The organism is Peribacillus sp. BM1, from assembly GCF_056679975.1.
This window is the reverse complement of sequence record NZ_JBWXPJ010000006.1, coordinates 1-9397: the sequence shown is the minus strand read 5'-3', so window position 1 is coordinate 9397 and position 9397 is coordinate 1. Positions and strand designations below refer to the sequence as shown.

The following is a 9397-nucleotide window of genomic DNA, read 5'->3' as shown; positions in this document are numbered from 1 at the left end:
ATGAGCTCATCTTCACTCAAAATAGGAGTACCAATTAAATAAAAGGTCCTCCATCATATAAACTTACGTATTATTTGTGTCAATTCATTATTTTCGACATACTATGAATTAGCCCACGCAAGTAGTTAGTTCCTCCTTTAAAACAAAAGGAGATGTTTGTATATGTCAGGTTGTGTAGATGGCGGATGTGATGGCGGTCGTGGATTTGGCGGCGGCTTTGCCTTGTTAATTGTATTGTTTATCCTCTTAATCATTATTGGATGTAGCTGTGGCGGTGGGTTCGGTGGCGGATTCGGCGGCGGTGGCTATGGTTACGGTGGCGGTTACGGAGGCTTCTGCTAATAAATAAGTAACAAAAAGGACGGCCGTCATAGGCCGTCCTTCTTAAATTAAAGATGGTTATTAAATTAAGATTGCTGACTATCAAAACCATGTTTATGTAAATAGGTTTCATTCTCTTAGTTCGTCCAGATAATAAAAAAAGGAGCTATTGATCGGCTCCTGGGATTTAAGTAATGCATCCGTATTATTATTTAATGAGGCTAGCAAGAACCATCTCAGTAATGTCCACCATACCCCATGCCGTAAGATGGATAACCGCCATGTCCCATGCCGTGAGATGGATAACCACCATGTCCCATGCCGTGAGATGGATAACCACCATGTCCCATGCCGTGAGATGGATAACCACCATATCCCATGCCGTGAGATGGATAACCACCATATCCCATGCCGTGAGATGGATAACCACCATATCCCATGCCGTGAGATGGATAACCACCATATCCCATGCCGTGAGATGGATAACCGCCATATCCCATGCCGTAGCCATAACCTCCAACTTGTCTTTCCATTTTATATCTCCTCCTCAAATTGTTTCAAAAATAGTGTATGTGTCCATATTCAATGAGGGGTAGGTATTTGCCTATTTGTAAAGGTTGTATGCTTGGTTGTTATTATATTTGAGGTATAGTCATAACCTCTCGTTGTACTAGCTTTCACAAGACAATTAGCAACAGTCAACGATTTACTGTTCTCTCAACTAACCCTCCCCTAATAGAAGAAAGGGTTTTTCTGAATGTATGATTTTAGATATTTTCGTACATTCAAATCCTTGATAACACTGGGTCCTTTTGATAAACTATCACTATCATACGTTGAATGTACGATAGTGGAGGAAAATCATGAAAGAAAAGAACGTGCAGCCGTTGCGAACGGCCAAAGAAATTGAGGATCTGAAATGGGCGCTACGGCGATACGGTTCCGAACGGGACTATTTTTTGTTTGTCTTTGGGATTAATACCGGGCTTCGAGTCAGTGATATTGTTCCATTGACCGTTGGGGATGTTCGAGATAAAAGTCATGTGGTGATCCGGGAGAAAAAAACGAATAAGGCGAAACGATTTATGTTGCCAGTGAAGCTGCGGGAAGAAATCGAAGATTATACGGCTCATATGAGCGACGGAGAGTACTTGTTTGCCAGTCGGAAGGGGAATGGACCCATTACGCCCACGCAAGCCTACAGAGCGCTTGTGAAGGCCGGAGACGTACTAGGACGGGATGATATCGGTACGCATACGATGCGGAAGACCTTCGGATATGCGTATTATCGGAGAACCAAGGACCTGGCCTTCCTGCAGAATATTTTTAACCATTCCGCCCCGTCGATCACCAAGCGCTATATCGGGATTACACAAGAGGAAATCGACGAAACGCTTAAGGATTTTGCTTTATAAGGGCACATGGTACGGGCGCATGACGAGGTGTGGGCGGGTGCTCTCTCGCAAGGTTCGGAACCTCGTTCGGAACCCTAAGTATTCTCGTTCTACCCTTGACAGCAAAGGGATTGAACACCCTAGTGGTACGATTGAACATGACCGGTATTCTGGTTCAAGCCAAGCGTGCCAACGCTTTGAGTATGCCAGTGGTACACTATATATCCTGCACGTTGTTCACGTACCTCCCAAAAGGTCTTTTTTGGTTTGTAAGGTATAAATTTTTTGAATCTAACTCACTTTCATTTCGTTCCTGAATCCCTTCTTGTTTTGAGGTGAGATGGTGAAGGCTAAGGTGAATTGCGTTAGCAAGAGGGGCTAGCCCCTGTATGGCGTAAAAAAATCAAGCGAAAGATCCACACGAGGATCGGAAGCACTGGCGGTTTGGCAGGTACAATGGTCCGAGTAAGCTGAATTCTGAGAATCCTCGTTTTGAGTATGTTCGGCTTGGCGACATGTCCTCACCTGCCAAAATGCGGAATGCAAGGAGGAAAGGGTGGAGATTTTTTGAGTGGGTTGCTCAAAAAATACTACCCGAACCTTGCGTGGAGCATAGCAGCCGTATGTTCGATATGTCCGATAAATTAAGTCTGGCGGAATAAAAGATTAAGTCAGCAAAGTCTTTTAAAACCCCTTAAGGGCCCTTTATAGCATTCGAAGTATTCTCTTTGTCCTCAAAAAAAGATAAAACGCCTTAGAATGCCTAATAAACAGCACGAATGGCAAATACTTAAAAGCATCCTTCAAAATCCCTGTTTTTTCGAATACCCTCCTTTCGGAACCCTTCGAAACCACCTTCGAAACTAAAAACACTACAAATAAATCAGCAAACAGCATCCTATAATTCTCACATCATTCGTATTTTTTACTCGTTCTACATCTTTTATCTCTAAACCACTATATCCATATTTCTTAATCTCTTACTCAAACTAATCTCTCCATTTATCATAAACCTACTTGCTACTTCATCCATCCTCGGCCGGCGACAACTTTAGAGTACCAGAAGACCTCGGCTATGTTTACGTAGTATAGGCGAGGTCTTCTGGTGTTTACGAAAAAGAAGGAGCCGGCCGAACCCGTATACAGACAGGGATTTACTGCAAAGTAAAAGCGCAACTGAAACAGACATTAAACTCTCTTTTAGATCTATCTTTGTTGCGGTATCATTTGCGGTTTTTAACAGTGAAAATATCTCTAAATTATTTATTCCTGCTTCATTTAAGATTGTATCTCCATTCCCTGATCTTCATATATAGTAAATATAATGTTATATAGTAAGTTAGCCTTAATCTCTATTATCTTAATAGCAATTTTTTCAGCTATTTTAGATAATTATGTTTGACAAGGTTTTAGGGTTTTTTCATACTCGGGCTTCGAGGACAGGAAAACGGCTGGAAGGCAGACTAATCCCTTTGAAAATTTATGAGATTAAAATCTGCCTATCATACTATCAAACTCGGTGTGTCTGAGTTCAGGTATCCGTATGTATAGCTTGCATTAGACCGTTAAAGGCAAACAATGCACCCCTAACATATAGCTTATTGACGTATGCCTTACGGTGCGTGTCCATGCCCTACACCGTTCCTTTTCAGGTAATTCGCTATATAATCCTTTATCCTTACAAGAAACATAAGAATAAACATGTTTGACAGTCCATAACAGCCCCTTACGAGTAACTGATTAACTCCAGTAGTACCATTATGGTTTATCTGACCCCCCGAACACTCTTTGCCGTCAATGTCTTGGTTATCATCATTAGTAGGATATACAACCCCGAATATTCAACCGTTATAGGCTATTCGTGGGCTATCCCTTAGGCTTGTTCTATGCAAGGCTTGTGTCCTTTACCTCGCTTACGTCAGACAGCTATATGCAACGATAGCTGTTATCCGAGTGCACTTTTTGCATTGGCTGCACCAAACCATAATTTTTTATAGTGGTTCAGCTTCCACCTTAGAAAAACAAAAAAGACGTTATCTCTTTAACTTGTCAGCTTACCAAGTTAAAGAGATAACGCCTTTTTTAGACCCTTGTCTGATAATGTATGAAAGATACTAGCATTTACTAGTTGAAATCCAGTAGACATTAGGGCTATAATAGGTGTATCAATTAACCAGTGGTGCGAACACTGTGTTAAAGAAGAAGTCATTTCCGTTAGAGGGTGCGAACCTTTAACATCAGGAAATGGCTTTTTTGTGTTTCCGTCCATATTAAGTTATCTATTATTTTAACGCTATCAATCTATCTTAGCAACCATAAATTACTATATAGAGACAAAAGCTAGCATATTAACCATCTATAAATTCACGCTTTGATTCGTTGGAAGGGTAATTTGAAAACTGTTATCCAAATATACGTTTCCAGATTCCACCCTTCTTTTCTTTTTGTGCTTTATCCATTATTTCATACATTTTCTGTTGTGTTTCAAGCATTGTATCTAATTTCTCTTTCAAAATTGTATTTTCTTGTTGTAGATTCTCGTTAGTATCCAACACCTTCTCTATTGTTTCTACCACGTAATTAACTTTGTCCTTCGAAACTTGATTTTCTTTTATATATCGTATTTCGTGCAGTAAAGATTGCATACTTTCTAATGCAATCTCTTGTTTTTCAGAGGTTTGCACAGGTTGTATCGGCGATACGTTTGGATTTTTAGAGTTTCTACGTGTCGCCACTATCTCAGCCGCCATATCTAGACCTATTTTGGCGTCTTTACGTAGTTTAATCAATTCGTTAATTGCAAGTTCATCTATCGAGGTATATATCCGACCCAAAGTAGGATCTTTTCTAAATTGATACCCTTGTTTCTCTAAAACTTGAGCATATTTTCGCACTGTTGATTCAGCTATATCTAAGTGTTTTGCAATATCAGTAGTTTTTAGTTGTTTATAATCTTCAATTTCTAATTCTAGTTCTTTTATATCGTCCATATATCATCACCTCTAATGATAAATTAAACAGCATATAGACGATATCCTTCAAGTAAAAAGAACACTGAGGAGAATTCTAATATATTTTAATGATAAAAAGTTTAATAAGGGTTATTTTTTCAATTTGATTTGAATGTATGATTTTCGTTATTTTCGTACATTGAAAAGACCACCAAATTGGTGGTCTAGAGTCGATATTTTTTATGTCTGGAGTCAAGAATGGTTGATATTGTACATTGCCTGCTTAATTTTACTTTTTATCAGCACTTGTCCATTCATTATTATTCTGAGTGCATATATATGATTATTGCCACCGAACCGGAATGAAAGGAGGATCAATCATATGCCGTTTTTTGGATTTATTCGAAGAGACCTGTTTTTTCGTGACGGCTTTAGAAGGAGACGTTTTTTTCCCTTTGAAATCGAAATAGAAAGAAGAAGACGGTTCGAAATCGAGAGAAGAAGACGCAGATTCTAATTAAGCAAATAATTTAAACAGTGTTTCCAGGAGCCTTCGGGTTCTTTTTTTATAGAGAAAGATCAAACGAAAACTAAGTATGTGCATCGTCAATGAATATGCTATGACGAAATTAAATAAGAACGTTCGTATATAATCTCCTTGTATCAAAATGCTTATCGTTGTAAATCCGCACTTTCCTGACGCTACCCTATAAGAAATTTTATTTTGTTTGATTGGATTTTGGATGCTTGTCTATTCATTATTTTCATACCAACATATTTTATAGTACGAGTGTGAAAAGGAGGAAATTTGAATGTTTTTTTGTGGAAGACGCCGTTTTAATTGTTTTGATCGTTTTGATCGTTGTGATCGATTCGATCGTTGTGATCGTTGTGATCGTTGTGATCGATTCGATCGTTGTGATCGTTTTGATGATTTTGATTGCGACGATAGAAGAGATCGTAGAAGAAGATGTAATTTTTGGTGATTTAACCTCTAACTCAAACGCTAGCTTTTTTCTAAATCCTTTTTATTTATCAAAAGCTGAAGTCGAATTAGGATTTTTCTTCAGCTTTTGTAATTGGCACTGTACAAGCTCCTGGTTGGCAGAACCTACATACATGAAAATTCCGAATATTAGAAAATAAATCCTTTAGTTTAGGGCAGGATTTTATACTTGTCCATATAATATTATTAACTCATTAATTCACACTTGTAGCAGACACCTCTGTATCTCTGTGTCTGCTATTTTCATGTTTCTCAACTTCTTTAATCAGAAAGCAATCATACATTCAACTCAATACAAGCTGAATGTATGATTTTAGTTATTTTCGTACATTGAAAAGACCACCAATTGCAAATCACATTATATTATTATATAGTGAAAATTGTATATTTTTGTAAAAAAGGAGATCAGATATGTCTTATAGTAAATTAGTCGATGATATTATTGTTAGAATACTATTTTGTTCTATACTATCGGGGCTCTTTCTTAGTCTTGTGATGTTATTTTTTACGAGTTATTATCTATTTTCATTTGTTTACATTATCTTTTATTGGGTGATATTTGCTGTTATTTATCTTTTCACTGGAGCTCCAATACAGTACTTATTAAACAAAAGACCAGGTAAATTCAGTATTATTTACTTCCTTATATATCTTATAGTAGGGACTATCGTAAATAGCATCTCTTTCATAATAGTAAGTGACATTGAGCAATTCTATTTAACTAAAATATTCCACTTTATGATTTTATCAAGTAGTGTAATTTTTTGGTTTATGGATTCAATTTTCCTTACTAGTAGGGGTCCTGCCGTTTACTGAATAAGGTTTCTAAGGAACACATGAATGCTCTATACAAATCTAGTTAACATAAAGTCAATTATCGAAAAAAAAGGATTGGGTACCTCTTAGATATCCAATCCTTTTTGTTTCTTTGGTCACTTTTCATATTTTTCTAGAAAGTCGGCTAATGCTAAATGAAACACATCAGACTTATTGATCCTCTCAGCTTCACAAAACTCATCTAAACGTTTACCAATGACACAATCAATAACAATAGTCTTTCTTGTTTTGTCACTTTGTCGTAATTGTTTGACGCGGTCATAAAGACTTGGCTCATTGGTTTGTGTAGTTGGGGTAACCTCTTGCCATGATTTAAGCATTTCCTTAATCATATGGATTTCATCTTGGGTGAACTGCTCATGAACAATAGGTGAATGATTCGTGAATTCCTTATTACTCTCTGCGAACTTCTGATTACTTCGTGTGAAAGGTGTATGAACTTTAGGTGAACTCGATTTCACATAATCAAAAATACTTTTATCAAGGGGTTCTTCACCTTCTCCAATAAAAAACCAACCCTTTTGACCAGAGTTTCTAAATTCATATCCAGCCTCTTTTAATGCGTTTCTAAATGGTTTTTCACTTATGCCAGGTATTTGTTTAGCCACATCACCTGTCTTTACTCCTTCTTGTGCCAATACCTCTAAGATACTTTGTATGGATGCTTTTTGATCTACACTCATAGATTGTTCACCCTCATTTCATTTAAACTCATACATGTATTATTCAATGTGAAATGCGTATGACCTTCAAGTAAGTTAACATAATCACCCTTATAGGAATAATCATGAGAACTTGAATAAAATACTAGATACTCTATAAATGGTTACGTAATATATAATGGAATTATTCTGTATTAGAAAGTAGGTTATTGTTTGAGAAAAATTATCCTCTATATATTATTTTTTCTTCTCATTTCCGATGTTTTTCATTTGATTTATCGAATAAAGCAATACAATCTTGCTAGTTTAGATTATGGCGATTTTCTTTCAATAATCACACTTCTAATTGCAGTTTTGTTAATCATTCAATTAATTAGGCCAAAGAAAAAATTAACAAAATTTAAGCATTTCCATTCGGAAGCCTTTAATGCCGAAGAGAGAAAAGAGTATGAAAAAGCTCTTCAAATTAGAGAAGAAGGTTTAAGATTAACCACTCTAAATAATCTTCAACGCGCAGAGCTTTACGTTGGAAATGGAGGCACTTATCTATATCTGAATGATTATGAAAAAGCCACATATTACTTTGATAAATCCTTTGAACTAACTAAGCAAGAGAAATTCCCATACGATGATCAATACGTAACGATTATTGAAAGTTATGTAAAGGCTAATAGAAAAAATGACGCTATTCATTTAGTTGAAGCCTTATTGAAAAGACAATCTTATAATAAAAAATTTAAAAAGCTAGAACCCGTAAGAGATAGATTATTAATGTAATTCTAAGTGTATGCTCTATACAAATCTAGTTGACATAAGGCGTGTTATCGGTACTGAAAAAGGATCTTCAATTGAAAGATCCTTTTAGCTGCTTGTTTAATTAAAGCACCAGTTAGCACAACAAGCTAATATAGCATTAGGGCAATGTTTTTTAAATAATTCTTTTATTGATCGTCTCAATGCAAATCTATCGTTTTTTTCTAGGACCTACTAATAATTTGATTGCTGTTCTATTTTCATTATTGATTAAAACATCTGTAAATGCAGGAACAAAAACCAGATTAACACCGCCTGGAGATACGAATCCTCTTGCAATCGCAATGGCTTTAATTGCTTGATTTAAAGCACCAGCTCCAATCACTTGAATTTCTGTATTTTCTCTTTCTCTTAATGCGCCTGCAATTGCACCTGCAACTGAATTCGGATTTGATTTTGATGATACTTTTAATACATTATCCATATAAATTTTTCCCCCTGTTATTTAATCGCTTGATATGATCACTGGAAAGAATGTAATTAACGTAGCTTTAATAATATTCAAATTCAAATCAAACAGAACTATTGAACTTATTCCTTTGATACTTTTGTGTTATCCTGCTCCGTTAGTTGAATAAGATCTCAAAGGATTAAATGCATACTCTATACAAATCTAGTTAACATAAAGTCAACTATCGGAACTTCCGAAACATAAAACCCCTTGGCGCTCAAGGGGTTCCAAATGGTCCAATTTTATCGATTATACATGATTTTATACATGGTTGATGAATCACCATTTTCGGCTTCTGAAGAAGCCTGGTAGCTGTATAAAAAAGGGATGTTTTATGCAAATTCTTCTTTCACTAAAGCTACCGGTTACTTGAATAGGAGTTTTATTTATTACTTTCACTTAATTTCGTTTTTGTGAAAAGACTTGCAATGATTGTGATAATTCCACCTAACAATATTATAAAATAAAAAAGCATTAAAGTTGCTGTTCCATCTAATCCTTGAAGCACCTTAGTTTCATGTAACAAAGGTAAAAATAACGGATACGTTAAAACCGATAATATCAAGACAATTCCAGTTATTATTCTATTTTTCTTATTCCTTGTAGTTAGGTATAAAGATAAACAAACAATTGCAAGCGCTAGTATTATAAAAATGGCTAATATCATTTTAGAAAACCTCCCTTTTATAAACATATTTTACCACTTAAGTAGAAAAAATTGTTTAACTATTCTGCTATTTTAGTTGAATAAGGTGTTTTACAAATGTATGATTTTGTATAGTTTCGTACATTCAACTTCTATCTTTACTGCATAGTACTGTCAACGGCTGCTTTGTACGCATCCGAACCTAAAGCACCCATAGCATCATGCACAATGATAACTATAAAAGACAATATTTCTTACGTTTCATTCTATTGAGAAGGACGTATTCTCATTTCCATGTTACGCCCTAATTTAGTGA

The 9397-nt window shown here is 35.9% G+C and carries 10 protein-coding genes; 5 read left to right on the top strand and 5 right to left on the bottom strand.

Features of this window, described 5'->3' with window-relative positions:
* The first annotated feature begins 162 nt into the window (after positions 1-162).
* Positions 163-342 (top strand): YjcZ family sporulation protein, encoded by a 180-nt coding sequence (locus tag AC1MGI_RS22505; RefSeq protein ID WP_480350314.1) that lies wholly within the window; start codon positions 163-165, stop codon positions 340-342.
* Between the two features lie 215 nt (positions 343-557).
* Here the strand turns inward: AC1MGI_RS22505 and AC1MGI_RS22500 are convergent, their stop codons facing one another.
* Positions 558-872: a hypothetical protein gene (locus tag AC1MGI_RS22500; RefSeq protein WP_480350313.1), complete on the bottom strand. Its 315-nt coding sequence runs from the start codon at positions 870-872 to the stop codon at positions 558-560.
* A 312-nt stretch (positions 873-1184) separates the two neighbouring features.
* On the opposite strand from AC1MGI_RS22500, the gene AC1MGI_RS22495 reads away from it, so the two are divergent.
* Positions 1185-1736: a site-specific integrase gene (locus AC1MGI_RS22495; protein ID WP_480350312.1), complete on the top strand. Its 552-nt coding sequence runs from the start codon at positions 1185-1187 to the stop codon at positions 1734-1736.
* A 2381-nt stretch (positions 1737-4117) separates the two neighbouring features.
* On the opposite strand, the gene AC1MGI_RS22490 is transcribed toward AC1MGI_RS22495, so the two are convergent.
* On the bottom strand, positions 4118-4705 hold the full coding sequence (locus AC1MGI_RS22490; protein ID WP_480350310.1) for a hypothetical protein: 588 nt from the start codon (positions 4703-4705) through the stop codon (positions 4118-4120).
* Positions 4706-5488: 783 nt separating this feature from the next.
* Between AC1MGI_RS22490 and AC1MGI_RS22485 the strand changes: the two genes are divergently transcribed.
* Both AC1MGI_RS22485 and AC1MGI_RS22480 read left to right on the top strand, forming a co-directional pair.
* Positions 5489-5812 carry a hypothetical protein gene (locus AC1MGI_RS22485; protein ID WP_480350309.1) on the top strand — a complete coding sequence of 108 codons (324 nt, stop codon included), beginning with the start codon at positions 5489-5491 and terminating at the stop codon, positions 5810-5812.
* Positions 5813-6083: 271 nt separating this feature from the next.
* Positions 6084-6488: a UPF0715 family protein gene (locus tag AC1MGI_RS22480; protein ID WP_480350091.1), complete on the top strand. Its 405-nt coding sequence runs from the start codon at positions 6084-6086 to the stop codon at positions 6486-6488.
* Positions 6489-6604: 116 nt separating this feature from the next.
* On the opposite strand, the gene AC1MGI_RS22475 is transcribed toward AC1MGI_RS22480, so the two are convergent.
* Positions 6605-7192 (bottom strand): hypothetical protein, encoded by a 588-nt coding sequence (locus AC1MGI_RS22475; protein WP_480350308.1) that lies wholly within the window; start codon positions 7190-7192, stop codon positions 6605-6607.
* A gap of 192 nt (positions 7193-7384) precedes the next feature.
* Here AC1MGI_RS22475 and AC1MGI_RS22470 point away from each other — a divergent pair, with 192 nt between their 5' ends.
* Positions 7385-7948, top strand: coding sequence for a hypothetical protein (locus tag AC1MGI_RS22470; protein WP_480350307.1), 564 nt, complete (start codon positions 7385-7387; stop codon positions 7946-7948).
* Positions 7949-8135: 187 nt separating this feature from the next.
* On the opposite strand, the gene AC1MGI_RS22465 is transcribed toward AC1MGI_RS22470, so the two are convergent.
* Positions 8136-8408 (bottom strand): stage V sporulation protein S, encoded by a 273-nt coding sequence (locus AC1MGI_RS22465; protein WP_480350305.1) that lies wholly within the window; start codon positions 8406-8408, stop codon positions 8136-8138.
* Positions 8409-8817: 409 nt separating this feature from the next.
* Complete coding sequence (locus tag AC1MGI_RS22460; RefSeq protein WP_480350304.1) at positions 8818-9102, bottom strand: hypothetical protein; 285 nt, start codon at positions 9100-9102, stop codon at positions 8818-8820.
* Positions 9103-9397: the final 295 nt, after the last annotated feature.